This window comes from Novosphingobium sp. ERW19, from assembly GCF_012641315.1.
Lineage (GTDB): Bacteria > Pseudomonadota > Alphaproteobacteria > Sphingomonadales > Sphingomonadaceae > Novosphingobium.
In genome coordinates, this window is record NZ_JABAIC010000009.1 from 67,477 (window position 1) to 90,882 (window position 23,406).

24 protein-coding genes are annotated in these 23,406 nt (G+C 63.9%); 19 read left to right on the forward strand and 5 right to left on the reverse strand.

Annotated features, from left to right (window positions below; all coding sequences use genetic code 11):
- Window positions 1-59: 59 nt before the first annotated feature.
- The 16 genes from HGI46_RS16630 (at window position 60) to HGI46_RS16705 (ending at window position 16,764) form a co-directional block, all read left to right on the forward strand.
- Complete coding sequence (locus HGI46_RS16630; RefSeq protein ID WP_168905144.1) at window positions 60-917, forward strand: hypothetical protein; 858 nt, start codon at window positions 60-62, stop codon at window positions 915-917.
- Complete coding sequence (locus HGI46_RS16635) at window positions 917-3,139, forward strand: PQQ-dependent dehydrogenase, methanol/ethanol family (RefSeq protein ID WP_240946845.1); 2,223 nt, start codon at window positions 917-919, stop codon at window positions 3,137-3,139. Before HGI46_RS16630 ends, HGI46_RS16635 begins: the two co-directional genes overlap by 1 nt.
- 8 nt (window positions 3,140-3,147) lie before the next feature.
- Window positions 3,148-3,645, forward strand: a complete 498-nt coding sequence (locus tag HGI46_RS16640; protein WP_011446517.1) for a DUF3237 domain-containing protein — start codon at window positions 3,148-3,150, stop codon at window positions 3,643-3,645.
- A gap of 73 nt (window positions 3,646-3,718) precedes the next feature.
- Complete coding sequence (locus tag HGI46_RS16645) at window positions 3,719-5,299, forward strand: FAD-dependent oxidoreductase (protein WP_168905145.1); 1,581 nt, start codon at window positions 3,719-3,721, stop codon at window positions 5,297-5,299.
- A complete protein-coding gene (locus tag HGI46_RS16650; protein WP_168905146.1) occupies window positions 5,296-5,706 on the forward strand; it encodes a cytochrome c in 411 nt (136 codons plus the stop codon). Before HGI46_RS16645 ends, HGI46_RS16650 begins: the two co-directional genes overlap by 4 nt.
- On the forward strand, window positions 5,706-6,074 hold the full coding sequence (locus tag HGI46_RS16655; RefSeq protein WP_168905147.1) for a twin-arginine translocation signal domain-containing protein: 369 nt from the start codon (window positions 5,706-5,708) through the stop codon (window positions 6,072-6,074). Before HGI46_RS16650 ends, HGI46_RS16655 begins: the two co-directional genes overlap by 1 nt.
- Window positions 6,075-6,330: 256 nt before the next feature.
- Window positions 6,331-7,101, forward strand: coding sequence for a glutathione S-transferase family protein (locus HGI46_RS16660; protein WP_168905148.1), 771 nt, complete (start codon window positions 6,331-6,333; stop codon window positions 7,099-7,101).
- Window positions 7,098-7,883, forward strand: a complete 786-nt coding sequence (locus HGI46_RS16665) for a glutathione binding-like protein (protein WP_168905149.1) — start codon at window positions 7,098-7,100, stop codon at window positions 7,881-7,883. The genes HGI46_RS16660 and HGI46_RS16665 overlap by 4 nt, the downstream gene beginning before the upstream one ends.
- 3 nt (window positions 7,884-7,886) lie before the next feature.
- Window positions 7,887-9,452 carry an AMP-binding protein gene (locus HGI46_RS16670; RefSeq protein WP_168905150.1) on the forward strand — a complete coding sequence of 522 codons (1,566 nt, stop codon included), beginning with the start codon at window positions 7,887-7,889 and terminating at the stop codon, window positions 9,450-9,452.
- A gap of 33 nt (window positions 9,453-9,485) precedes the next feature.
- On the forward strand, window positions 9,486-11,594 hold the full coding sequence (locus HGI46_RS16675) for a PQQ-dependent dehydrogenase, methanol/ethanol family (RefSeq protein ID WP_168905151.1): 2,109 nt from the start codon (window positions 9,486-9,488) through the stop codon (window positions 11,592-11,594).
- Window positions 11,595-11,639: 45 nt separating this feature from the next.
- A complete protein-coding gene (locus HGI46_RS16680; protein WP_118073098.1) occupies window positions 11,640-13,064 on the forward strand; it encodes an aldehyde dehydrogenase family protein in 1,425 nt (474 codons plus the stop codon).
- 80 nt (window positions 13,065-13,144) lie between these two features.
- Entirely contained in the window at window positions 13,145-14,017 is an 873-nt protein-coding gene (locus tag HGI46_RS16685) for an amidohydrolase family protein (protein ID WP_118073099.1), read from the forward strand.
- 9 nt (window positions 14,018-14,026) lie between these two features.
- Window positions 14,027-14,488, forward strand: a complete 462-nt coding sequence (locus HGI46_RS16690; protein ID WP_168905152.1) for a sulfur transferase domain-containing protein — start codon at window positions 14,027-14,029, stop codon at window positions 14,486-14,488.
- Window positions 14,485-15,234, forward strand: a complete 750-nt coding sequence (locus tag HGI46_RS16695; protein WP_118073101.1) for an SDR family NAD(P)-dependent oxidoreductase — start codon at window positions 14,485-14,487, stop codon at window positions 15,232-15,234. The genes HGI46_RS16690 and HGI46_RS16695 overlap by 4 nt, the downstream gene beginning before the upstream one ends.
- 16 nt (window positions 15,235-15,250) lie before the next feature.
- Complete coding sequence (locus HGI46_RS16700) at window positions 15,251-16,027, forward strand: glutathione S-transferase family protein (RefSeq protein WP_168905153.1); 777 nt, start codon at window positions 15,251-15,253, stop codon at window positions 16,025-16,027.
- Window positions 16,027-16,764: an alpha/beta fold hydrolase gene (locus HGI46_RS16705; protein ID WP_168905154.1), complete on the forward strand. Its 738-nt coding sequence runs from the start codon at window positions 16,027-16,029 to the stop codon at window positions 16,762-16,764. Before HGI46_RS16700 ends, HGI46_RS16705 begins: the two co-directional genes overlap by 1 nt.
- Here HGI46_RS16705 and HGI46_RS16710 read toward each other — a convergent pair.
- Both HGI46_RS16710 and purU read right to left on the reverse strand, forming a co-directional pair.
- Window positions 16,761-17,162 (reverse strand): VOC family protein, encoded by a 402-nt coding sequence (locus HGI46_RS16710; protein ID WP_168905155.1) that lies wholly within the window; start codon window positions 17,160-17,162, stop codon window positions 16,761-16,763. The genes HGI46_RS16705 and HGI46_RS16710 overlap by 4 nt on opposite strands.
- Window positions 17,163-17,238: 76 nt before the next feature.
- A complete protein-coding gene (gene purU / locus HGI46_RS16715; protein WP_118073106.1) occupies window positions 17,239-18,093 on the reverse strand; it encodes a formyltetrahydrofolate deformylase in 855 nt (284 codons plus the stop codon).
- Between the two features lie 139 nt (window positions 18,094-18,232).
- Between purU and HGI46_RS16720 the strand changes: the two genes are divergently transcribed.
- The 3 genes from HGI46_RS16720 to HGI46_RS16730 all read left to right on the forward strand — a co-directional run bounded on the left by HGI46_RS16720 (window position 18,233) and on the right by HGI46_RS16730 (window position 21,270).
- Window positions 18,233-19,630, forward strand: a complete 1,398-nt coding sequence (locus HGI46_RS16720) for an aminomethyltransferase family protein (protein ID WP_118073107.1) — start codon at window positions 18,233-18,235, stop codon at window positions 19,628-19,630.
- An 80-nt stretch (window positions 19,631-19,710) separates the two neighbouring features.
- Window positions 19,711-20,598 carry a methylenetetrahydrofolate reductase gene (locus HGI46_RS16725; RefSeq protein ID WP_118073108.1) on the forward strand — a complete coding sequence of 296 codons (888 nt, stop codon included), beginning with the start codon at window positions 19,711-19,713 and terminating at the stop codon, window positions 20,596-20,598.
- 3 nt (window positions 20,599-20,601) lie between these two features.
- A complete protein-coding gene (locus HGI46_RS16730) occupies window positions 20,602-21,270 on the forward strand; it encodes an alpha/beta hydrolase (protein WP_168905156.1) in 669 nt (222 codons plus the stop codon).
- Window positions 21,271-21,277: 7 nt separating this feature from the next.
- Here HGI46_RS16730 and HGI46_RS16735 read toward each other — a convergent pair whose 3' ends face one another.
- From HGI46_RS16735 to HGI46_RS16745, 3 genes are read right to left on the reverse strand one after another with little or no spacing between them, the layout of a single operon-like run.
- Window positions 21,278-21,901, reverse strand: a complete 624-nt coding sequence (locus HGI46_RS16735; protein ID WP_118073110.1) for a riboflavin synthase — start codon at window positions 21,899-21,901, stop codon at window positions 21,278-21,280.
- Between the two features lie 12 nt (window positions 21,902-21,913).
- On the reverse strand, window positions 21,914-22,885 hold the full coding sequence (gene ribD / locus HGI46_RS16740) for a bifunctional diaminohydroxyphosphoribosylaminopyrimidine deaminase/5-amino-6-(5-phosphoribosylamino)uracil reductase RibD (RefSeq protein ID WP_168905157.1): 972 nt from the start codon (window positions 22,883-22,885) through the stop codon (window positions 21,914-21,916).
- Entirely contained in the window at window positions 22,882-23,373 is a 492-nt protein-coding gene (locus HGI46_RS16745) for a hypothetical protein (protein WP_168905158.1), read from the reverse strand. The genes ribD and HGI46_RS16745 overlap by 4 nt, the downstream gene beginning before the upstream one ends.
- Between the last annotated feature and the right edge of the window lie 33 nt (window positions 23,374-23,406).

Here is a 23,406-nt window from a genome sequence, read left to right on the forward strand (position 1 = left end):
GTAGAGTATGCCTTGCCACGAGAAGGCCGTCAAAGCCTCAATTTGTCTTGGGAGAATCGATGACCCGCGCCGAGCTCTATGCCGTTCTTGACCGGTTCCTGGCAGCGTTGAACGCGCGCGATCCGCACGCGCTCGATTGGGCGCCGGGCGCGCATCACAGCGAGAACAACGTCATGCTGGAGATTGGTGACGGCGTTTGGGGCACTATCGACCGGCTGGGCGACTATCAGTTGCGCTTTGCCGATGTGAAGACGGGTCAGGTGGGCTATTTCGGCACGGTGATCGAACCCATCGAGGAATCCGCCTTCACCCTGCGGCTGGGGCTGAACGAAGCGGGGCAAATCGTGGAGTGCGAGATGCTGATCGTCCGCCAGTCCGACAGTGGCATCAAGTTCGAGAACTGCCGCTACTGGGACAAGCCGATCCTGCACCGCGAAGCGCAAGCGCCGGTTGCGCGCGAGGAAATGGTGCGCCTGTCGAACGGCTACTTCGACACGCTCCAGCGCAATGACGGGACGATCCACACGAAGTTCCACCCCGATTGCAACCGGGTGGAAAACGGAGTCCAGACCACGCGCAATCCCGATTTCGCCAAGATCGTGCCGGTCTCGGCGCTCGGCTGCGAAGAGCAGTTCCGCATGGGCAACTACCGCTACGACGACGACTTGCGCGCCCGCCGATTCCCGCTGGTGGATGAGGAGCGGGGGCTGGTGCTGGCGTTCGGCTTCATCGACCATTCCGGCCGCTTGCGGGAGTTCCAGCTGACCGACGGGCGCACCGTGAAAAGCCCCGTGCTGCGCCCGCACAGCTTCTATATTTCCGAGCTGTTCAAGATCGACCACGGCATGATCGAGCAGATCGAGGCGAACTTCATTACCGTGCCCTACCGCATGCCTTCGCCATGGGATTCGCTGTGATGGCGGGTCTTGTGCGGGCATGCTTCGACAAGTTCCGCATGAGCGGCAAGGGAGCACTTGGGGTGGCAGCTCTGGCTGTCGCAGCCTGCACGGTGGCTGCCGTTCCACTGCAGGTTGGCGCAGGGCGGGAATGGCTCAGCCCGGGCGGCGATTCCGGCAAGACCCACCACTCGCGCCTGACGGCCATCAATGCACAGAATGTCGGCCAACTCGGCCTCGCCTGGGCGGCTGATCTCGACACCTTCCGCGGGCAGGAAGCGACCCCCGTCGTCGTCGATGGTGTGCTCTATACGTCGGGCACTGCCGGTCGCGCCTATGCCTTCGATGCAGCAACCGGCAAGGAACTGTGGCGGTTCGAGCCCGAGGTCGACATGCAGGTCAACCGCACGGTCTGCTGCGACATGGTCAATCGCGGTGTCGCCGTGGCGCGGGGCAAGGTGTTCGTCGCGTCGCTCGATGGCTGGATGTACGCGCTCGATGCGCGAAACGGCGCAGTCGTGTGGAAGAGCGACTTTATCGAAAACCGCGCCAAGGGTGATAATTCGACTGGCGCGCCGGAAGTGGCGGGCGATGTCGTGGTGATCGGCATGGGCGGCGCGGAATACGACGTGCGTGGCTATGTCACTGCGCTCGATCTCGACACTGGCAAGCTGCGCTGGCGCTGGCATGTCGTGCCGCATGATCCGAAGCTCGGGCTGCAGGAGACGCCGGAGCTTGAAGCCGCGCTCAAGACCTGGGACCCGAACAGCCGCTGGGACATCGGCGGCGGTGGTAGTCCGTGGGATGCGATCAACTATGACCCGGAAACCGGGCTGGTCCTTGTCGGCACCGGCAACGGCGGGCCCTATGCCACGTCGAAGCGCTCGCCTTCGGGCGGGGACAACCTCTACCTCGCCAGCCTCGTCGCGCTTGATCCGAAGACGGGGCGGATGAAGTGGCACTATCAGGAAACGCCGGGCGACAACTGGGACTTCACTGCCACCCAGCCGATGATCTTCACCCGCATGGACATCGATGGCGAGAACCGCCCGGTCGTGCTGCACGCGCCCAAGAACGGCTACCTCTACATTCTCGACCGGCGCGACGGGAAGCTGCTGCGCGCCAACCCCATCGTCCGCACCAACTGGGCCAAGGGCATCGATCAGAAGACCGGACGCCCGATCCTTGATCCGGAAGCGGCGGACTATACCACCGGCCCGAAGATCGTGTTCCCGGCCACGACCGGTGCGCGCAACTGGCATCCGGCCAGCTACGACCCGGCGACCGGGCTCTACATTGGCGCCGTGCTCGACATGGGCAACCTGATCTTCATGACGCCGGGGGCCAAGCCGCTCAAGGCGCGCGGGCTCAACAACGACGCGGCGCTGATCTTCACGCCCGATGTGAAGGAGGCGCTGGCTGCATTTCCGCCCGAGTTCGGTGATGCCGTGCGCAAGCTGCCTGCCTATCAGGAAGCGCTGCGGCAACCAGCCACTGCGCAGATCCGCGCGATCGATCCGCTGACCGGCAAGACCGTCTGGTCCGCCGACACCGCTGGCTGGCAGGATCGTGGTGGCGTGCTGACGACTGCATCGGGCCTTACCATCTATGGCGGCGTCACCGGCAAGCTGTTCGTGCGCGAAACGAAGACCGGAAAGCTGCTCAAGGAAATCGACACCGGCACCCCGATCATGGCGGCGCCAATGACCTACGAGGTCGGTGGCGTGCAGTACATCGCGGTCATGGCCGGGTGGGGCGGGGGCGGTTATCCGTTCGTGCCGCGCTATTCCGCTGCCTACACGCGCGGCAACATGAACCGGTTGCTGGTGTTCAAGCTGGGTGGCGGCACGGTGCCGATGCCCGATCTGCTGCCGACACTGGAAGTCGCGCCCGAGCCGCCTGCACAGTCCGCCGGCGTCACCGCGGCTACCATCGCAAAGGGGCAGGGGCTGTTCTTTGGCAACTGCGCCATTTGCCACGCCAACCAGCCGCGCTCGATCACGCCCGATCTGCGCCGGATGCAGCCGGGCACGCACGAGGCGTTCCGCCAGATTGTGCTGCAAGGGCTGCTGACGCCGAACGGGATGCCGCGCTGGGACGATATCCTCTCGCCCGGCGATGCCGATGCGATCCACGCCTATCTGATTGACCTGCAGGGCAAGACCCGTGCCGACGAGCTTGCCAAGCAGAAGGCCGGCAAGCCGCTTGACGGGCCGAGCCTGACGATCCTCTCGAACTATTGAGGCAACTCATGGACTTCTCCACGCTCGACAATCCTCGCCTCGAATTCGCCTTCGCCTGCCGGTTGCGCTTCACCCGCGTCCAGATGGTGCCGGACCTGCCTTCGGGGGGCATGCGTAGCGCGGTCTACGTGGACGAAGGCGAGTTCGAAGGGCCGCGCCTGAAGGGCAGGGCGGTGCCCAATTCGGGCGGCGATTATGCGTTCTTCCGGCCTGACGACACAGCCGTGTTCGACGCGCGTTATGTGCTCGAAGTCGATGATGGCACGCTGATCTACATGCAGAACAAGGGCTTCCTGTGGGGCCGCGAGCCGGGAACGATGGACCGCCTGCGTGCCTGGGCCTTTGCCGGGGGAGAGCCGGTGCCGCACGCGGAATACTACCTGCGCGCCCAGCCCACTTTCGAGACCAGCAAGGGCAAGCACGACTGGCTGACGCGGCATGTGTTCATCGGCGTGGGCGAGCGCAAGCCGGACGGGAATTACGTGAAGTATTACGCGCTGACGTGAGGCTTGACGGCATATCACAAGTGCTGCAAACAATAACAATTGTTAGAAAAGAAGTGACGGGAGAGTCCACGCCTTGAAGCTGCACCTGCCTCCGCGCGTCAGTCCCAAGCAGTTCCAGGCGGCAATGACCGCCTTCGCCGGCGTGGTCGGCAAGGACTGGGTGATGGACTCGGACGCCGACCGCGACGTCTATTCCGACACTTACGCCCCCGGCAGCACCGAGGAGTGGCCGGCATCGGCTGCGGTCGCGCCTGCCTCGGTCGAGGAAGTGCGCGCGATCGTGCGCCTCGCCAACGAGCACAAGACGCCGCTCTGGCCCGTCGCGCGCGGCAAGAACCTGGGTTACGGCACTGCCGCGCCGCGCCTGCCGGGTACGGTGGTGCTTGACCTTGGCCGGATGAACAAGATCCTCGAACTCGATACCAAGCTGGCTTACTGCGTGGTCGAGCCGGGCGTTGGCTTCTTCGACCTCTACGAGCATATCCAGCGCGAGAAGGCACCACTGTGGATGTCGGTGCCGGGCAATGCCTGGGGCTCGGTGCTCGGCAACGCACTCGAACATGGCATCGGCTACACACCCTATGGCCTGCACGCCCGCAATCTTTGCGGGATCGAGGCAGTGCTGCCCGATGGCGACCTTGTCCGCACCGGCATGGGCGCAATGAGCAACAATCCGGCCTGGCACCTCTTTCCGATGAGCTATGGCCCGACCTTCGACCTCGCCTTCTCGCAATCGAACCTGGGCGTGGTGACCAAGGCCGGTGTGTGGCTGCAACCTGCGCCGGAAAGCTCGCTCGAGATCGTGTGGGACATTCCGAAGGTCGAGGACATCGGCTGGGTGGTCGACACCATCGCCCCGCTCAAGATTTCGGGCCTGATCGACCAGAACGTGTTCATACCGTCGTGGCTGGGCAAGATGGTCCTCAAGGGCCAGCGGCAGGACTTCTGGGACAAGCCATCGGCCATCCCCGAATGGCGCGTCGAGGAACTGCTGAAGGAGCACAAGCTTGGCTACTGGCAGGTCGCGCTGCGGCTCTATGGCGAGGAAAGCGTGGTCAAGGCCAAGGCCGAAGTGGTCAAGGCGGCGATGAAGCGTAATCTGGCCGCCGCTCCCGAAGAGCATTGGTGGCATCCCGGGGACTACATCCACGGTGTCGACACGACGATGGGCATTCCATCAGCCGTGCCGCTGCAGATGTCCGACTGGATCGGCGGACGCGGGGCGCACATGGGCTTCTCGCCCGTGGTCCCGGCCACCGGCAAGCATGTGCTCGATCAGATGGCCCGCAGCCGCAAGATCATCGCCGACTTCGACGTCGATTTCTACGCCAGCTTCACCATCGGCGGGCGCTTTGCCAACAACGTCAACATGCTGATGTACGACCGCGACAATGCGGCCGAGGTGGTCAAGATGCGCAAGCTGTTCGACGCGCTGATCACCGAGACGGCCAAGGCCGGTTATGCCGAATACCGCACGCACCTCGGTTGGATGGATCCGGTGATGGAAACCTTCGACTTCAACAACCACGCGCTGCGTCGCTTCGGCGAGAAGGTGAAGAACGCGCTCGATCCCAATGGCATCATTGCGCCCGGCAAGCAGGGCATCTGGCCCGCGGCCTATGCGGACGCGCGCGGCAGGAGCAACAAGGTATGACCCGCGCATCGCTCGTCCTGGTCGGCGCACTGGGCCTCGCCGCAACAGCCGTCTTCGCTGCGCCTCCGGGGCCACCGCCCGGCCCCCCGCCGCCCTACCAGATGCGCCCGGTCGCACCGACAGGCGACAGGCTCAAGCCCGGCGGCGATGGCAAGGTGCTGTTCGAGGTGCATTGCGGTTATTGCCACCTGACCGGCGGCATGGGCACAAACCTGCTGACCAAGCAGCAGGTCATGGCCGGCAACAGCCCTGACAAGGGCCTGCTCGCCAACCGCACCGACCTGACTGCCGATTACGTCAAGACCGTGGTCCGCATGGGCAAGGGCGCGATGCCGCAGCAGACCAAGGTCGATTTGACCGACGCCGAGCTTGATGCCGTGGCGAAGTACCTCGGAAAGGCGGGCTGATGCGCGTTTCCCGTCGCTCGATGCTCAAGGGCAGTGCACTGGCAGGCGCTGTTGTCGCAACGCCCGCGATGGCAGCCGTGGCGAGCCCGCGGCCACTGGTGGTGTTTGACAGCCGCATTCCTGAATCCGCTGCCTTCGCTGCAACACGGGCTCCGGGCCGGTCGATCGACCTTGCCCTAAGTTCGGCTGATGCTGCGCGTGCGATCAAATTCCCTCAAGTCGTGACAGGGCTCACACGCTGGAGCGACTGGACTGCGCTAAGAGGGGTCATGGAGGCGCAGGGTTTGCGTCTCTCGGAAGAGATTCGTGCTGCCGCCCCCCTCTCCGGCCGCACGCATCTTTTCCTCTGGACGATGACTGCGCGCTAGACAGTCCCGGCGCAAAGCCAGCAGTCTGCAAAAAGGGGTGCGTTCCTGTCGGGACGTGCCCCTTTTAACGTGCCGTCCGTTTTCACTCGGTGAAACGTTCAGAATGGGCGTCTGCCCCACCCGCGTCTTATTCCTCAATGCGTATTTCGACAGCATGCGGGCTTGACCCGCGCTCTCGCGCAATTAGTATGTGTTACTAACAAATTCCGTCGCGTATCGGAATCGGGAGAGAGGCGATGCAACCAGTGGGCAACAGATGGACGCGGTAACTCTCTATCACTGGGAACCCAACGCCAACTCGGGCAAGCCGATGCTGGCGCTGATGGAAAAAGGTGTGCCCTTTTCCAGCCATTACATCGACATGCTGCAGTTCGACCAGCACAAGCCGGAATATCTCGCGATCAATCCGCAGGGCACGATCCCGGCCATGACGCACAACGGTCTCGTCCTGACCGAGAGCACCGCGATCATGGAATACGTCAACGACCGCTTCGAAGGCCCCGACCTCATGCCATCCGACGCGCAGGATCGCTGGCGGGTGCGCTGGTGGATGAAGTTCATGGACCAGTGGCTTGGCCCCAGCTTCTCGATGATCGGGTGGAGCGTGTTCGTCGGGCCCATGGTCCGCCAGCGCGATCCCGCCGAACTTGCGGCTGCGATTGATCGCATCCCGCTGCCCGAACGCCGCGTGGCCTGGCGCAAGGCGATCAACGGCGATTTCTCGGAAAGCGAGATGGCTGAAAGCCGCCGCCGCGTCGGCCTCGGCATTGCCAAGCTGGAAGAGGAACTGGGCAAGCGGCCCTACGTCGGCTCGCATGAGTACAGCCTGGCCGACATCAACATCTTCAACAGCACCTATTCGCTGCCCCTTTCGCAGCCCGATCTGGCCGGCAAGGACAAGACGCCGAACATCATGCGCTGGCTCAAGCGGGTCTACACCCGCGACGCGGTGAAGAAGACCTGGGCGATGGGCAAGACGGACCTAGCCCATCGCTATGGTCTGATCATGGCGGAGATCGAGGCATGAGTGCGGTTCTTTACCACGGCGAGCCCAACGGTGCTTCGCTGACCGTGCTTGCCGCGCTGGCGCAATCGGGCCTCGACATCGAATGTCGCCGCATCGACCTGCTTACCGGCGAACGCCATGCGCTGCCCGGCATTGCCGACCCGGTTGCGCTCGACCTGTGCATCGAGGGTGAAGGGCCGGTGCTCGTCATCAATGGCGAGGCCATGACCGAGTCCGTGTTCCTGGCGCAGTATTTCGACGAAGCGGCGGGCGGGGTCGGGCTGCAACCGGCGGACGCCTATGCGCGATGGGAAATGATGATGTGGTGCCGCCAGATCACCGAGCGCTTGTCGCCTGCTGCCGCGCTGCTCGGCAATCTCGCCACCTCGCAGCAGGCCATAACCGCTATCCCTGCCGAAGAGTTTGCAAGTCTTACAGCGCGCATCGTGTCGGACGACCTGCGCCAGCGCTGGCAGGCGCTTGACGACGATGTTGTCGATGCTGCCCAAGTGGCCGACAGCGAGACCAAGGTCGCCGCCGCTGTCGAGCGCTGCGAGAAGCAGCTGGCCGATGGTCGCGAATGGCTGATGAGCACATTCTCGATTGCCGACCTCGTCACTTGTTCCTGGCTCGCCGGGATGCAGGTTCTGCGCCCCGGCGCTTTCGCCCATGCGCCGCTGACGACCGCTTGGCTTGCTCGCACGCTGGAACAGCCCAGCGTTCAGGCGGCGCTTGCCAGATCGACCGTTTCCGAACCGCTCCGCGCCTGGGCGCCGGGGCCAGAAATCAACCGTTGGGGATAACCAATGCGCGCCATCGACTACTTTGACCGCGGCCATGACCGCGATCCGCAGCGTCTCGCCATCGTCGACACCGAGACCGGCCTCAAGCTGACCTTTGCCGAGACCAAGGCCCTGTCCGAACGCATTGCCGCCGCGCTGCAAAAGGGCGGCTTCGAGAACCAGGACTGCCTCGGCCTTTATGGCCCGAACGACGGCATGCTGCTGGTGGTGCTGCTGGCGATGTGGCGCGCCAACGGCAAGTGGATTCCGGTCAACACCCGCAACGCGATCGATGCCAACGCCGCCTACATCAATTACGTGCGCCTCAAGTGGCTGGTCTATCATTCGTCGAAGGCCGACGAAGTCCAGCAGCTCAAGGACCTTTGCCCGACGCTCCAGCACTTCGTCTGCCTTGATCAGCGCATGGGCAATGACCCGAGCCTCGACGAGTTCATGGCCGGCGTGAGCGAAGCCGATTTCGTCGAGCCCGAGATCGATGCGTTCGGCAACCTGATGGACATGGTCGGCATCTTCCCGACCGGCGGGACCACTGGCCCCTCGAAAGGCGCGAACGTGACCAACCTCGGCTGGGGCACGATGATCGAGACCGCAGCCGACGGCATGGGCGGGCGCACCGATTCTCCGGTCGCGCTGGTTTCTGCCCCGATCACCCACGCCGCCGGCCCGATTGCACTTTCCACGCTGAGCCTTGGTGCCACGCAGGTGATCCTGCCCGGTTTCGACGCCGAGCGCGTGCTGCGCACGATCGCGGAGTACAAGGTCACCCACATGTACCTGCCACCGACGGCGCTTTACCAGTTGCTTGCTTCGCCGGAGCTGGGTGACCACGACTATTCCAGCTTGCGCATCTTCATCCTCGTCGGCTCGCCCTGCAGCCCGGAAAAGCTGCGCCAAGCAGTCGAGGTGTTCGGCCCGGCGATGTGCCAGTCCTATGGTCAGGTCGAATGCCCGATGATCGTGGCGTGGTTCCCGCCTGAGGATGTGGCGAAGTTTGCGACCTCGTCACCTGAAAAGCTGGCCTCTTGCGGCAAGCCGACCCGCTCGATCAAGGTCGCGCTGCTTGACGATGATGGCAACGAAGTGCCGCTTGGTGAAGCGGGCGAGATCTGCGTGCGTGGCGCGCTCGTCACGCATTCCTATTTCGAGAAACCCGAGGAAACCGCCGAAATCCGCAAGTTCGGCTGGCACCACACCGGCGACGTCGGCAAGTTCGACAAGGACGGCTACCTCTATATCGTCGACCGCAAGAAGGACATGGTCGTCTCGGGCGGTTTCAACGTGTTCACCGCCGAAGTCGAAGCTGCCGTGACCGAGCTTGCGCAAGTGCGCGAGGCCTGCGTCTTCGGCATTCCGCACGAAAAGTGGGGCGAGCAGGTCCACGCGGTGGTGGTGGCAGACGGCATCACCGAGGCTGAAATCATTGCCTATGCCAAGGAGCGCCTGGGCGGGGTCAAGGCGCCGAAATCTGTCACGTTTATCGACTCGATTCCGCGCACCGCTGCGGGCAAGATGGACAAGAAGGCGCTGCGGGTTCCCTATTGGGGCAACGCCGATCGTATGGTCAACTGATCCGGAAAACGGACAGTCGGGAGAGAGCTGGATATGCGTTTGAAGGTCCTGGGCCTGATGGCCGCACTGCTGCCGCTGGCGGCGTGCAACATCAAGAGCGATGGCGACAAGGTCGCCGTCGCTACCGCAGGCGTCACCGATGCGATGATCGCGCAAGTGCCCGAAGGCGAATGGCTGAGCTACGGGCGCGATTACGGCGAGCAGCGCTTCTCCCCGCTGACCCAGGTCAACGATACCAACGTCGGCCAGCTCGGCCTTGCGTGGTTCCATGATCTGGAGACCGCACGGGGGCAGGAAGCCACCCCGCTGATGCACGACGGCACGCTCTACATCTCGACCGCGTGGTCGATGGTGAAGGCGTTCGATGCCAAGACCGGCGCGCTCAAGTGGTCCTACGACCCGGAAGTGCCGCGCGAAACGCTGGTCAGGGCCTGCTGCGATGCGGTCAATCGCGGTGTTGCGCTCTATGGCGACAAGGTCTTTGTCGGTACGCTTGACGGTCGCCTCGTCGCTCTCGACCAGAAGACCGGCAAGCCGGTGTGGTCGAAGGTCGTCGTGCCCAATCAGCAGGACTACACCATCACCGGCGCACCGCGCGTGATGAAGGGCAAGGTGCTGATTGGCAGCGGCGGTTCGGAATACAAGGCGCGCGGCTATATCGCGGCCTATGACGTGAACTCCGGCAACGAAGTGTGGAAGTTCCACACCGTCCCCGGCAACCCCGCCGATGGCTTCGAGAACAAGGCCATGGAGAACGCCGCCAAGACCTGGGCTGGCGAATGGTGGAAGCTCGGCGGTGGCGGCACCGTGTGGGATGCGATCACCTATGATCCCACCACCAATCTCGTGCTGTTTGGCACCGGCAACGCAGAGCCGTGGAACCCCGCTGCCTCGGGCCGCGAGGGCGACAGCCTCTATACCTCATCGATTGTCGCGGTGAATGCCGATACGGGCGAATATGCCTGGCATTTCCAGGAAACACCGGAAGACCGCTGGGACTTCGACAGCGCCCAACAAATCACGCTGGCAGACCTGAACATCGGTGGCCAGCAGCGTCATGTCGTGCTGCATGCCCCCAAGAACGGCCATGTCTACGTGCTCGATGCCAAGACCGGCCAGTTCATCTCAGCAACGCCTTTCGTTGCGGTCAACTGGGCGACCGGCATTGATCCGAACACCGGCAAGGCCACGGTCAACCCCTCCGCCCGTTACGAAAAGGGCGCGCCATTCGTTAGCCTGCCCGGCGCGGTCGGCGCGCACTCGTGGCAGCCGCAGAGCTTCAGCCCGAAGACGGGCCTGCTCTACTTGCCGGTAAACAACGCGGCGTTCCCCTACGCCGCTGCCAAGGACTGGAAGGCGACCGATATCGGCTTCCAGACTGGCCTCGACGGGTACGTCACCGCAATGCCGGCCGATGCCAAGGCTCGCTCCGCCGCGATGAGCGCGACTACCGGTACGCTGGTGGCGTGGGACCCGGTCGCGAAGAAGGCCGCGTGGAAGGTCGAACTGCCAAGCCCGTCGAACGGTGGCATTCTTTCGACCGCCGGCAATCTCGTGTTCCAGGGGACCGCGGGCGGTGATTTCGTCGCCTACAGCGCGGACAAGGGCAAGCAGCTCTGGTCGTTCCCAGCCCAGAGCGGGATCATTGCCGCACCGATGACGTATGCGATTGACGGCGAACAGTACGTCGCGGTCATGGTCGGATGGGGAGGCGTCTGGGACGTCGCCACCGGCGTCCTTGCGCACAAGGCCAAGAAGCAGCGCAACATCAGCCGCCTCATCGTGTTCAAGCTCGGCGGCAAGGCTGCGCTGCCTGCCGCTCCGCCAATGGCCAAGATGGTGCTCGACCCGCCGCCCTTCACCGGCACGCCTGAACAGGTCAAGGCTGGTGGCGAGCTCTATGGCCGTTACTGCAACGTCTGCCATGGCGATGCGGCGGTTGCCGGCGGCGTGAATCCGGACCTGCGCCATTCCGCCGCGCTCAACGCTCCTGAAGCCATCCGGTCGGTAGTGATCGACGGCGCGCTGCAGCACAACGGCATGGTGTCGTTCAAGTCGGCCCTGAAGCCCGAGGATGCGGACAACATTCGCCAGTACCTGATCAAGCGCGCCAATGAGGACAAGGCTCTGGAAGCGCGCTGACAAGAATGCTATGAACAATAGCAATCATAACGAGTGGAGAGATTCATGACGCATCTTTATCCCAACCTGATCAATGGCGAGCTGGTCACCACCGCATCGTCGCTCGATGTGGTCAACCCGGCCAACGAGCAGGTCATCGGCCAGGTCCCGGCTTGCGGCGCTGAAGAACTGGATCGCGCCGTTGCAGCCGCGCGCGCCGCCTTCAAGACCTGGTCCAAGACCCCGGTCGACGACCGCCGTGCCGTCATCCGCAACATGGCCTCGGCAATCGAAGCCAACTTCGATGAACTGTATCGCCTGCTGACCAGCGAGCAGGGCAAGCCGCACCACCAGGCCCAGCACGAGATCGGCGCCTGCGCCGGGATCATGAACGCCCAGTCGACGCTGACCCTCGAAGAGACGATCAACGAGGACAGCGCCGAACGTCTCAGCCGCACCCGCCGCGTGCCGGTCGGAGTGGTCGCCGGGATCGTGCCGTGGAACTTCCCGCTGCTGATGGCCGTGCAGAAGATCGCGCCCGCGATCCTCACCGGCTGCACCATCGTGCTCAAGCCTTCGCCGTTCACGCCGCTGACCACGCTCAAGTTTGCCGAGCTGATCAAGGACATCGTGCCGGCGGGCGTCGTCAACATCATCACCGGGGAAGACGCGCTCGGCCCGATGATGACCTCGCATCCGGACATCGACAAGATCACCTTCACTGGCTCGACTGCAACCGGCAAGCGCATCATGGAAGGCGCCTCGAAGGATCTCAAGCGCATCACGCTGGAACTGGGCGGCAACGATGCCTCGATCGTCCTGCCCGACGCCGACGTCGAGAAGGTGGCCGAGCAGCTGTTCTGGTCGAGCTTCACCAACGCCGGCCAGATCTGCGTCGCTGCAAAGCGCGTCTACATTCACGAGGACATCTACGACGACCTGTCCAAGGCGATCGCCGAATACGCCAAGACCGTAAAGGTCGGTGACGGTTCGGAACAGGGCACTGGCGTCGGCCCGATCCAGAACAAGAAGCAGTTCGAACGCGTCTGTGAATTGATCCAGGACGCCAAGGACAACGGCTACAAGTTCCTCGTTGGTGGCGACGTCGATCCCTCGGGTTCGGGCTACTATGTGCCGATCACGATCCTCGACAATCCGCCCGAAGACGCCCGCATCGTGGCGGAAGAGCAGTTCGGCCCGGTCATGCCGCTGATGAAGTTCTCGAGCGACGACGAAGTGATCGCTCGCGCCAACAATTCGGAATATGGCCTTGCTGGCGCTGTCTGGACCAAGGACACAGAGCGTGGCGTGAAGATCGCCGAGCAGCTTGAGACCGGCACGGTGTGGATCAACGAGTTCCTCCACCTCTCGCCTTTCGCGCCTTTCGGTGGCCACAAGCAGTCCGGCTTCGGTGCGGAATACGGCATCGAGGGCCTTAAGGAGTTCACCTATAGCCAGGTGATCACGGTCAAGAAGGACGCGCTGGTCTGATCCGCGCCTGAATGTCGAAGTCGGCCCTGTCGTATCGCGGCAGGGTCGTCTCGACCTTGCACAAATGAAGGAATAGAACGGTGCCTATCGACCTGTCGAAGATCAAGGCGATTGACGTCCACGTCCATGCCGAGGTCTCGTGCCACGATCCGGAAGATCCGGTCATGGGCCAGTTCTTCGACGCGGCTTCAGCCTACTTCAAGGCTCCGCGCGAACGCCCCAAGATGCCCGAGATCGTCGAGATCTACCGTGAGCAGCAGATTGCGTTCTGCATGTTCACGGTCGATGCCGAATGCGGCATGGGGGCCAAGCGCGTGTCGAACTACGAAGTCGCCGAGATGGCGGCCAAGAACGACGACATCTGCATCGCCTTTGCCTCGATCGATCCGCACAAGGGCAAGTTCGGCGCGCGCGAAGCACGTGACCTGATCGAGAACTATGGGGTAAAGGGCTTCAAGTTCCACGGCATTGCCCAGAACTGCCACCCCGCCGATCGCGTCGGCTATCCGATCTACGAAGTCATCGCTGAATACGGCCTGCCCGCAATCTTCCACACCGGCCACTCCGGCATGGGCACCGGCATGCGCGGCGGTGGCGGCATGCGCCTGAAATATGGCCAGCCGATGCTGGTCGATGATGTCGCGGTCGATTTCCCCGACATGAAGATCATCCTGGCCCACCCATCGTGGCCGTGGGTGGATGAAAGCCTGTCGATGGCGTTGCACAAGGACAACGTGTTCATCGACCTGTCCGGCTGGAGCCCGAAGTACTTTGCCCCGCAGATCATCCAGTACGCCAACACGCAGCTCAAGAAGAAGATGCTGTTCGGTTCGGACTTCCCGCTGATCCACCCGCAGAAGTGGATCGACGCCGCGCTTCAGGTCGGCTTCAAGGAAGAGGTCATGCCCGGCATCATGAAGGACAACGCCGCGCGCCTGCTCGGGCTCGCCTGAGCCTGCGCCATGGCCGATCCTGACGACATCCGCGCCTGGCAGAGGCTCGATGCGGAAGTGACCACGTCGGGCCGGATCGAGGACAAGGACGTCATGCGCCTCGCCGATCTGGGCGTCGCGCATGTCGTCAACCTCGCGCTGGAGACCCATCCCGAGGCCTTGGCCGGGGAAGGGGAGAAGCTGGCCGCGCAAGGCATTGCCTATACCCACATTCCCGTGCCGTTCGACGCGCCGGGCGAGGAGCACTTCGCCGCCTTCGTGAAGGCGGTGGAGGAAGGTCCCCGGCCGGTGCACGTCCACTGCATCATGAACTGGCGCGTCTCGGCGTTCTTCTACCGCTACAACCGCGAGATTCTCGGACTGCCCGAGACAGAGGCGCGCAAGCTGATGGAACGGCAGTGGTCTCCCGAAGGTCATGACAGCAAGGAAGCCCGCGTCTGGGCGGAGTTCATCGCAAGGACGTCCGAGTGACCGACCTTACGGGCAAGCACATCGTCATCACCGGCGCCTCCACAGGCATCGGACGCGCCACCGCTACCGTATGCAGACAGGCCGGCGCGCGTGTTTCGCTGATCGCCCGCCGCGCCGATCTGCTCGAACAAGCCGCGCGTGACCTTGGCGGGAGCACCGCCTTCGCTGCAGCGGACGTTGCCGACAAGGCCGCGCTTCATGCAGCGCTCGATCACGCGGCCGCTGCCAACGGCCCGATCGATGGCCTGTTTCTGAACGCCGGCATCGGCGGCATGTTCGCTCCCGTCGAGCAATATACCGACGAGATGTTCGATGCCGTGATGGCGGTGAACCTCAAGGGCGTGCTCTGGGCGATCCAGCACGTACTACCCGCCATGAAGGAGCGTGGGACAGGCGCGATCCTCGTCACCGGCAGCCTCGCCAGCGAGCGCGGTTTGCCGATGAACGCGGGCTATGTCGCGAGCAAGCATGCTGTCCTTGGCCTGTCGCGCGCGGTTGCCAACGAAGTCGCCGAGTTCGGGGTGCGCTGCAACTGCATCGTGCCGGGGCTGATCGAGACGCCGATGCTCGATGGCCTGCCGCCCGAAGCCGCCTCGCAGATGGCCAAGGCCGTGCCGCAAGGCCGCACTGGCCAGCCCGAGGAACTGGCCAGGGTCGCCGCCTTCCTCCTTTCCGACGCCGCGAGCCACGTCACTGCCCAAAGCTGGGCGGTCGACGGTGGCATGCTTGGCACCATGCGAGTCTGACCCCCGGGAGACGCCGATGGCCCTGAAATACTACCACGCCGAACCGCTGGCGAATTCGCTGAAGTCGATGGTGCCGCTCAAGGAGAAGGGCCTCGCTTACGAGAGCATCTACGTCGACCTGCACAAGTTCGAGCAGCACCAGCCGTGGTTCACTGCGATCAATCCCGAAGGCCAGGTGCCCGTGCTCGATCACGACGGCACGATCATCACCCACACCACGGTGATCAACGAATACCTCGAGGACGTTTTCCCCGATGCCCAGCCCGCCGACGCGCCGTTGCGTCCGCGCGATGCGGTGGGCGCGGCGCGGATGCGCTACTGGAACAAGTTCATCGACGAGCACGTGATGAACTTCGTCTCGATGCATGGCTGGCACCGCATGGTCGGCGTGATCGCGCGCAATATCGAGAATGGCGAGTTCGAGAAGCTGCTCGAGAGCATCCCGCTGCCCGATCAGCGCAAGAAGTGGGCAACGGCGCGCTCCGGCTTCTCCGAGGCGGACCTCGCCAACGCCACTGCCAAGATCGAATATGCCCTCGCCAAGGTCGAGGCCCAGCTTGGGCAGACAAAGTGGTTGGCAGGTGACACGTACACTCTTGCCGACATCAACTTTTATTCGCACTGCGGCATGATGGTCGAGCGTATGTTTCCCGAGATGGAAGTGGCGAGCCGCTTCCCCCGCCTGTGCGAATGGCGCGATCGCGTCACCGCGCGTCCCGCTGTCGCCGAAGCCCTCAAGAGCGAGGACCGGACCGCCCCGGGCCTGCGCACCTGGTCGGGGCATGTGCGCTGATGGCTGGTTTCGTTCTGATCCATGGGTCCTGGCACGGTGGCTGGTGCTTCGATCCTGTCGCGGAAATTCTCCGCGCGCGGGGGCATACTGTGGTCGCGCCGACACTGCCCGGCATGGGCGGCACCGCGGAGGAGATGGCCGCCGTCACGCTTGATCGCTGGGGCGATTTTGCTGCGCAGCATTGCCGTGACCTCAAGGCGCAGGGTGTAGGGCCAGTTGTCCTTGGCGGACACTCGCGCGGCGGCCTTGTCGTGTCGACCGCAGCGGAGCGTGATCCGTCTGCCATGGACGCCATCGTCTATATCTGCGCAATGATGTTGCCAGCGGGCATGAGCCGCGCCGAATTCAAGGAACTCGAAGGCCCCAACCCCGCCTTCGATGCGATCATTTCCAAGGTTCACGGCGGGATCGCGACCGTCATCGACGCGGCAAATGCCGCACCCGTCTTTGCGCAAGTCTCGCCGCCAGACCTCGTCAGTGCGGCGATGGCAAGGCTCATGGCCGAACCCCACGCGCCGCGTTCGGAGAAGATCGCGGTGACACCGGAGCGCTGGGGCAGTCTTCCGCGCACTTACGTCGAATGCACGCTCGACCGCACGATCCCGATCGAAAGCCAGCGCCGCATGATTGCCATGTCGCCTGGCGCGAACGTGGTCACGCTTGAGGCCGATCACAGCCCCTATCTGTCGAAGCCGCAGGAACTGGCCGACGCTCTGGAGGCGGCAATCTCCGCCTAATCGGCGAAGAAGTTCAACTCCAGCAGCACGTTGTTCGGGTCTGCGGTGAAGATTTGCCGCAGGCCGATGGCTTCAACCACGTTGGTCTGGCAGTCGAGTCCCAGCGCGGCCACGCGCGCCACCACTTCGTCATAGCCCGAGCAATTGAGCGCAACGTGATGGATCGCGCCGGTGAGCGCGCCCGGCTGCACCTCGCGGTCATAGGCGCGCGGGCAGTCCACGGCGTTGATGTGCACGATGGCCTTGCCGGCTGCATCGTACATCCACTGCGCGTTCTGCGGGGTGAGGGGAGGTGGGCCGTCCCGCCGTTCCAGCCCGAGCAGCGCCTTGTAGAACTCTGCCGTCTCGTCGAGCCGGTCGGTGATGATGTTGACGTGATCGAGCGCGTTGACGTGCATCTGTACTCTCCCGCAGCAAAACGGCGGCAGGAGCATGGTGCCCCCGCCGCCGCCCTTTCTCAACTATTGAAACCGCTCAGCTCTTGAACACGACCGTCTTGTTGCCGTTGACCAGTGCGCGATCCTCAAGGTGCAGGCGAACCGCTTCGGCGAGGACGCGGCGCTCCACGTCGCGGCCCTTGCGCACAAGGTCTTCGGGGCTGTCGGCGTGGGTCACGGTCTCCACGTCCTGGTGGATGATCGGGCCTTCGTCGAGGTCCGCGGTAACGTAATGCCCGGTCGCGCCGATCATCTTCACGCCGCGCGCATGCGCTTGGTGATAGGGCTTTGCACCCTTGAAGCTCGGCAGGAACGAGTGGTGGATGTTGATGCAGCGGCCGGCGAGGAACGCCGTGAGATCATCCGACAGGATCTGCATGTAGCGCGCCAGAACCACCAGTTCCGCGCCCGTCTCGGTGACGATGCGCTTCACTTCAGCTTCCTGCTGCGGCTTGGTCTCCTTGGTGATCGGCAGGTGGTAGTAGGGCACGTCGCCGATCAGCGAGATCGACAGCGCTTCCTTGGGATGGTTGCCGAGGATCGCCACGACTTCCATCGGCAGTTCGCCGATGCGGGTGCGGTACAGCAGGTCACCCAGGCAGTGGTCGAACTTGCTGACCATGAGCACGACCTTCCGCTTCACGGCGGTGTCGCGCATGTTCCATTCCATGCCGTAGTCATCGGCAACCGGCGCAAAGGCCGTGCGGAACGCATCGATCCCGGTCTCGCCCGGATCGAACACGACTCGCATGAAGAACTTGCCGCTCAGCGAGTCATCGAATTGCTGCGCCTCGCGGATGTTTCCGCCCGCTTCATAGAGGTTGCCCGTGACCCGGGCGACGATGCCCGGCTTGTCTTCGCAAGACAGCGTCAGAATCAGCGATGCGCTCATCAAAATCTCTCCCGTCCTTGTCGCGTTAGGGGTGGCGCACAGAGGGCGCAACATTTCCCATTGCGAATCTCGAAGGAGATTGTATGTGTTGCATACAAGTTTTTCAACCCTGCCATTTCACAAGTCGGGAGAGTTCAAGATGGCGAAGAACCTCGAAGAGGTAATCCAGCAAGGCGGCAACGTCGTCGAGATGCTGCGCAACTCGCAGCTCGGTGCTTATGTCTATCCGGTCGTTGCGCCGGAATTCTCGAACTGGCGCAGCGAACAGTGGGCATGGCAGCACAGCGCCGTCCTGTTCGACCAGTCGCACCACATGGTGAACCTCTACATTCGTGGCAAGGACGCGCTGAAGCTGCTGTCCGACACCATGATCAACAGCCCCAAGGGCTGGACGGTCAACAAGGCCAAGCAGTACGTCCCGACCACGCCTTACGGCCACGTCATCGGTGACGGCATCATCTTCTGGGAAGAAGAAGAATCGTTCACCTACGTCGGCCGCGCCCCGGCTTCGAACTGGCTTCGCTACCACGGCGCGACCGGTGGCTACGATGTCGAGATCGAACTCGACGACCGTTCGCCGATGCGCCCGATGGGCAAGCCCGTCACCCGCAAGGAATGGCGCTTCCAGATCCAGGGCCCGCAGGCGTGGAACGTGATCGAGAAGCTCCACGGCGGCCCGCTCGAGCAGCTCAAGTTCTTCAACATGAGCACCATGAACATCGCCGGCAAGACAGTGCGCACGCTGCGCCACGGCATGTCGGGCGCACCGGGCCTTGAAATCTGGGGCCCCTATGCCGAGCAGGAGGAAATCCGCGCCGCCATTCTGGAAGCTGGCAAGGAATTCGGCCTGATCGCTTGCGGCAGCCGCGCCTACCCGTCGAACACGCTGGAATCCGGCTGGATCCCCTCGCCGCTGCCCGCCATCTACACCGGCGAAAAGCTCAAGGGCTTCCGCGAATGGCTCGCTGCCGACAGCTACGAAGCGACCGGTTCGATCGGTGGTTCGTTCGTCTCGGACAACATCGAGGACTACTACCTCAACCCGTGGGAGCTGGGTTACGGCAACTTCGTCAAGTTCGACCATGACTTCCATGGCCGCGAGGCACTGGAAGCCCTGAACCCCGCCGAGCAGCGCAAGAAGGTGACGCTCGCCTGGAACCCTGAGGACATGGCCAAGATCATGGCCTCGCTGTTCAACCCGGATGGCGAACAGTACAAGTTCTTCGACACCCCGCTCGCCAACTATGCCTCGTCGAACTACGATCGCGTCGTCGATGCTGGCGGCAAGACCGTCGGCTTCTCGATGTTCACCGGCTACTCGTACAACGAGAAGCAGGCGCTCAGCCTCGCCACGATCGATCCGGAAATCCCGGTCGGCACCGAACTGCGCGTGGTGTGGGGCGAAGAAAACGGCGGTACTCGCAAGACCACCGTCGAGCCGCACAAGCAGATTGAGGTCCGCGCGATCGTCTCGCCGGTTCCCTACAGCCGCGTCGCTCGCGAAAACTATGCCGAAGGCTGGCGCACCGCGCGCTGAGCCCAAGCAGACTGGCGCCGCCCGGATTGCTGCAAAGGCAACCGGGCGGACTGCCCTCAACCATTGAGAGGATCCCGCACATGGCAGCACCGCTTATCCATCCCAACTGGGACAAGGCGCCCGACGGGATCACTGATGGCTTCAGCCTGGAGATGACCGCGAAGGACGAGGCGTCGCTGCGCGATGCCGCCCCGCTCATCCCGGCCGACACGCCCATTGCCGTCACGTTCCTCCCCGGCGAGGACGTTGCCGCCCGCGTTGCCGCCACAGTCGCGGTTCGCCAGCTCGGCTTCGAGCCGATGCCCCATTTCTCCGCCCGCCGGATCACCTCCGAGGACGATTTCGAAGGCTACCTTCGCGCTGTGGTCGAACAGGCCGGCGTGACGCGCTGCTTCATCGTCGCAGGCGATCCGCCCGAGCCGGTTGGCCCCTATTTCGATACCTCCGCCCTGATCGCCACCGGCGCGTTCGAACGCTCCGGCATCAAGGCCATCGGCATTGGCGGGCACCCGGAAGGGCATCCGAACATGACCGAGGCCGAATGCTGGGCGGTCCTCGAAAAGAAGGTGGCCGAGATCACCGCGCGCGGCATGGCCCCGCTGATCGTCACCCAGTTCGGCTTCGATCCCGATGCCTTCCTCGCCTGGCTCAAGGAATTGCGCGCGCGCGGCATCGATGCCCCGGTGCGCATCGGCGTGCCCGGCCCCGCCGGGATCAAGCGCCTGCTCGCCTTTGCTGCCCGCTGCGGCGTGGGTGCGTCGACCTCGGTGCTCAAGAAGTACGGGATTTCCGTCACCAACCTTCTCGGCACGGCTGGACCAGACAAGCTGGTCGATGCCTTCGCCCGTGGCCTCGGGGCCGAGCACGGCAAGGTGCGCCTGCACTTCTACCCGTTCGGCGGCCTGACCAAGACGCTCGAATGGATTCACGGTTACAACAAGAAGCACGGCATCGGCCCGGGGGCCTGAGCCATGACCGACTTCGTGCTGGTACACGGCGCGTGGGGCGGCAGTTTTGCGTGGGATCGGTTGAAAGCTGATCTCACCGCCGCCGGGCACCGCGTCCTCGCTGCCGATCTCACCGGTCTTGGCCGCCGCAAGGCCGAGTTCAACCCCGGCATCACGCTGACCACGCACATCGATGATGTGTGCGACCAGATTGCCAAGGCCGGTTTCGATCGCTTCGTGCTGGTCGGCCATTCCTGGGGCGGCATGGTCATCACCGGTGTCGCCACGCGCCTCGGTGCGCGGATCGACGCGATAGTCTACGTCGATGCTTTCCTGCCGCAGGATGGCCAGTCACTGTGGGACCTGACTGGGCAGTGGGAGCACGATCACTACATCGGCAGCCAGAAGCGCAAGCCGGGTGCGGTTTCCCCGCTCCCCGGTCTTGAAAGCCCTGTCCTGTCCGATCACCCGTTGCTGACGTTGGTCGAGGCGGTGCGCTTCACCGGTGAGGAAGCGAAGATCCCCCGCCACGTCTACATCTTCGCCAATGGCTGGAGTCCGTCACCTTTCGGCAAGTTCGCCGATGCAGTGCAGGACGATCCGGCGTGGGAGTATCACGAGGCCGAAGCCACCCACAACGTCATGGGCGATCAGCCCGAGCAACTGCTTCAGATTGTGCTCGGCTGCGCCTGAATTTTGCTCAACCCTGCTGCGCCAGGCTCTGCATCCGCTTGAGATAGCGCGCCAGCACGTCGATCTCGAGGTTGACCTTCGATCCCGGCTTCAGCGCGCCCATGGTCGTGACCTGCGCGGTGTGGGGGATGATGTTGAGCGCGAAGTGGCATGAACCGTCGGGTTGATCGGCCACTTCGTTGACGGTCAAAGACACGCCGTTGACCGTGATCGACCCCTTGGCCGCGATGTAGGGCGCCAGCTCCTGCGGCGCAGAAATGCCGAACTTCAGCGATGCGCCTTCCGGGCAGATGCCGACGACTTCGCCCACTGCATCGACGTGCCCGGTCACGATGTGCCCGCCCAGCTCATCGCCCAGTTTCAGCGCCGGTTCGAGATTGAGCGGCGCGCCCACGGTCCATTGTTCGGAGGCGGTGCGGCTGACGGTCTCGCCCGAAACGTCCACCGCAAACCAGCCTTCGCCAGCCACGCCACCCTTGTCCACCACGGTCAGGCATACGCCCGAGCAGGCGATCGAGGCACCGATGGCGATCTTTGCCGGGTCCATCGCGCACGAGATCGTGATGTGGCGGTCGCCCTTGTCCTCGATGGCGAGGATGTTGCCGATTTCCGTGACGATCCCGGTGAACATAAGAAATCTCCTTCAGCGGACCCGCTCGTAGACGTCGAGCGCATCGCTGCCAAGCGTCCGCCGGTCCACATTGCGCCAATGGCCGTGCGCGTCAGCAAGCGAGCCCAGGCGGATGTCCCCGATGCAGGGCAGGCCATCGCCAATGATGATCGGTGCGCGATAGAGCAGCAGCCGGTCGACCATGTCAGCGGCAAGGAAAGATGCCGCCGCTTGCGCTCCGCCTTCGACGAAAAGGTACTGGGCATCTCTGAAAGCCTGTGGTGCGGTGATATCTACTACCGCCGTCCAGCCTTCCGGAACCGTTCCCCGCGTCAGTACCATGCGCTGCGGGCTGCGGTGTTCAAGCCCCGGCAAGCGCACGTCAAGCCTTGGCGCATCGGCGCGAAAGGTTCCGCCGCCGACCAGGATCGCGTCGGCCCGCGCCCGCTCGACATGACAGTGCGCCCGCGCCTCGGGGCCGGTGATCCATTTGCTGCTGCCATCGGGAAGCGCGATCCGGCCATCGAGCGATGTGGCAAGCTTCAGCGTTATGTAAGGCCGTCCCAGTGTCGCGCGGCTCAGATATCCGGCCAGCGAATCCCTTGCAGCGGGGCTGGGCAGGATTTCGGCCTCGATCCCGGCTTTTCGTAATGCCGCGATGCCACTCCCCGCCGTTCGAGGGTCCGGGTCCTCAACGCCGATCACCGCCCGCGCAAGGCCGCTCTCCAGAACCAGTGACGTGCATGAGGGCCCGCGCGCACTGGCGTGGGCGCAGGGCTCCAGCGTCACGTAGAGCGTCGCACCATTAGCCGCCTCGCTCGCCATCGCGAGTGCCTCGGCTTCGGCATGAGGGCGACCGCCCGCCTGCGTCCAGCCGCGTCCAACGACCTTGCCGTCCTTCACGATCACCGCGCCTACCGCAGGATTGGGCCTGCTCAGCGGACGCCCGCGCGCAGCAAGTGCCGCCGCAGCATCGAGCCAGCGCAGGTCCTCAGGCCTGCTCATGGTTTTTCGGTCTGCGCCTTCTTCATCTCGGCATCGTAGACCGGATTGTCGACCAGGTGCTTGTCGAGCACTTCCTTGCGCGCGGCCTCAACCTTCTTGCGGTACGCCTCGCGCTCGGCCTTGCCTTCTTCATAGGCACGCTTGGTTTCAACCCCGGTGGCGTCGCCGACCGCCTTGTACATCTGGCGGATACGCTCCTGCCGCGCCTCTTCCTCGGCTTCCTCTGCCCGGGCCTTGGCCGTCGCCGCCTTGTTCTCGGCAAGAATCTCGGCGTCGCTGCGGTCCTCGATGAAGCTCGGGAAGTAGATGATCTCGGGCGGGCGGGGCAGCGCCGTGCCGCCTTCCATGGCCATCGCGGTGAACAACGTCCCCGTCACCGCCGCCGCCATCACCAGTCCGACACGGCGATAGTCGCTGGGCGCGGTAAACACCTGCCAGAAATCGACGATGGCCCGGCGGGGGGAAACATTGCGGAAGAAGGCTCTCATGCTGGCCTAGATAGGCGCTGGCGCAGGCTTTCG

What these genes read in the sequence shown, in the direction of transcription:
- HGI46_RS16630 (WP_168905144.1), top strand. Translation starts at nt 60, where the DNA reads ATGACCCGCGCCGAGCTCTATGCCGTTCTTGACCGGTTCCTGGCAGCG.
- HGI46_RS16700 (WP_168905153.1), top strand. Translation starts at nt 15,251, where the DNA reads ATGGCCCTGAAATACTACCACGCCGAACCGCTGGCGAATTCGCTGAAG.
- HGI46_RS16660 (WP_168905148.1), top strand. Translation starts at nt 6,331, where the DNA reads ATGGACGCGGTAACTCTCTATCACTGGGAACCCAACGCCAACTCGGGC.
- HGI46_RS16670 (WP_168905150.1), top strand. Translation starts at nt 7,887, where the DNA reads ATGCGCGCCATCGACTACTTTGACCGCGGCCATGACCGCGATCCGCAG.
- HGI46_RS16710 (WP_168905155.1), bottom strand. Translation starts at nt 17,162, where the DNA reads ATGCACGTCAACGCGCTCGATCACGTCAACATCATCACCGACCGGCTC.
- HGI46_RS16725 (WP_118073108.1), top strand. Translation starts at nt 19,711, where the DNA reads ATGGCAGCACCGCTTATCCATCCCAACTGGGACAAGGCGCCCGACGGG.
- purU (WP_118073106.1), bottom strand. Translation starts at nt 18,093, where the DNA reads ATGAGCGCATCGCTGATTCTGACGCTGTCTTGCGAAGACAAGCCGGGC.
- HGI46_RS16720 (WP_118073107.1), top strand. Translation starts at nt 18,233, where the DNA reads ATGGCGAAGAACCTCGAAGAGGTAATCCAGCAAGGCGGCAACGTCGTC.
- HGI46_RS16690 (WP_168905152.1), top strand. Translation starts at nt 14,027, where the DNA reads ATGGCCGATCCTGACGACATCCGCGCCTGGCAGAGGCTCGATGCGGAA.
- HGI46_RS16665 (WP_168905149.1), top strand. Translation starts at nt 7,098, where the DNA reads ATGAGTGCGGTTCTTTACCACGGCGAGCCCAACGGTGCTTCGCTGACC.
- HGI46_RS16650 (WP_168905146.1), top strand. Translation starts at nt 5,296, where the DNA reads ATGACCCGCGCATCGCTCGTCCTGGTCGGCGCACTGGGCCTCGCCGCA.
- HGI46_RS16705 (WP_168905154.1), top strand. Translation starts at nt 16,027, where the DNA reads ATGGCTGGTTTCGTTCTGATCCATGGGTCCTGGCACGGTGGCTGGTGC.
- HGI46_RS16735 (WP_118073110.1), bottom strand. Translation starts at nt 21,901, where the DNA reads ATGTTCACCGGGATCGTCACGGAAATCGGCAACATCCTCGCCATCGAG.
- HGI46_RS16655 (WP_168905147.1), top strand. Translation starts at nt 5,706, where the DNA reads ATGCGCGTTTCCCGTCGCTCGATGCTCAAGGGCAGTGCACTGGCAGGC.
- HGI46_RS16640 (WP_011446517.1), top strand. Translation starts at nt 3,148, where the DNA reads ATGGACTTCTCCACGCTCGACAATCCTCGCCTCGAATTCGCCTTCGCC.
- HGI46_RS16675 (WP_168905151.1), top strand. Translation starts at nt 9,486, where the DNA reads ATGCGTTTGAAGGTCCTGGGCCTGATGGCCGCACTGCTGCCGCTGGCG.
- HGI46_RS16680 (WP_118073098.1), top strand. Translation starts at nt 11,640, where the DNA reads ATGACGCATCTTTATCCCAACCTGATCAATGGCGAGCTGGTCACCACC.
- HGI46_RS16730 (WP_168905156.1), top strand. Translation starts at nt 20,602, where the DNA reads ATGACCGACTTCGTGCTGGTACACGGCGCGTGGGGCGGCAGTTTTGCG.
- HGI46_RS16635 (WP_240946845.1), top strand. Translation starts at nt 917, where the DNA reads ATGGCGGGTCTTGTGCGGGCATGCTTCGACAAGTTCCGCATGAGCGGC.
- HGI46_RS16745 (WP_168905158.1), bottom strand. Translation starts at nt 23,373, where the DNA reads ATGAGAGCCTTCTTCCGCAATGTTTCCCCCCGCCGGGCCATCGTCGAT.
- ribD (WP_168905157.1), bottom strand. Translation starts at nt 22,885, where the DNA reads ATGAGCAGGCCTGAGGACCTGCGCTGGCTCGATGCTGCGGCGGCACTT.